Origin of the sequence: Mesorhizobium sp. M2E.F.Ca.ET.209.01.1.1 (assembly GCF_004010375.2) — a bacterium.
Taxonomy (GTDB): domain Bacteria; phylum Pseudomonadota; class Alphaproteobacteria; order Rhizobiales; family Rhizobiaceae; genus Mesorhizobium.
The window spans coordinates 1-909 of the sequence record NZ_SADP02000064.1; the positions used below are offsets into that span (position 1 = coordinate 1).

1 protein-coding gene is annotated in these 909 nt (G+C 64.1%); it reads left to right on the forward strand.

Annotated elements, in window-relative coordinates; genetic code table 11:
- Positions 1–145: 145 nt before the first annotated feature.
- Positions 146–909: transposase (locus EN852_RS34550; protein WP_246693160.1), on the forward strand; the 764-nt coding region annotated here is incomplete at its 3' end.

Genomic DNA, 909 nt, shown 5'->3' on the forward strand with positions numbered 1-909 from the left:
GTGGGAAGGAGACCGAGTGGATCCTGGTCGTCCTTTCGGACAGGCCGTGGCATGGCCCGGTCCCTTCCCACCGGTGAACCATCAACCTGAACAGTTGCACGGGGCTGTTCGAAGCAGACCCCGCACCACAGGAAGAGGCGTGGACATGATAGCCCAGAACTATGTCGGCTGCGACATCTCCAAGCAGTGGCTCGACTTTTTTGATGAGACAAGCGGTCGTCTTCGGCGCATCGATAACCAGGCCGATGCGATAGCGGCCTATGTGGCGGGCCTTGATCCCAGTCGGGACTTCGTCGTCATGGAGGCGACAGGCGTGCATGACCGGCTGCTGCGCCATGCGCTGGCCAAGGCCGGCGTGCCATTCTCGCGGCACAACCCGGCGCACACCCACCACTATTCGAAGTCAACGCGACGGCGCGCCAAGACCGATCCTCTCGATGCCAGGATGCTGAGCGGCTACGGCCGTCGCTATAACCCTGAGGCCGAGCCGGCGCCGAGCGAAGAAGTCGAGCAGCTTCAATCGCTTGCTGGCCACCGCGATCAACTGGTCGGGATGCGGGCAACGCTGAAGAAGCAACTCAGCGAGGCCTTCGAGGAGATCGTCATCACCAGCCTTGAAGACCTGATCGCCGACCTCGACACGCGCATCAAGGCGTTCGAGAGCCAGATTGCCGCAGTCATTCGTCAAAACCAGGACACCGCCCGCGACCATGCGCTGATGGTCTCCGTGCCCGGTGTCTCCAAGGGCGGCGCGCTCTCGCTGCTGGCGCTCCTGCCCGAGCTCGGCCAGCGCTCACCCAAGGCGATCGCCGCGCTCGTCGGCCTTGCCCCGTTCGACAACAAGAGCGGCAAGCTCAACCGCAGGAGCCAGATCCAGGGCGGGCGATCACGCGTGCGCCGCGCCCTCTA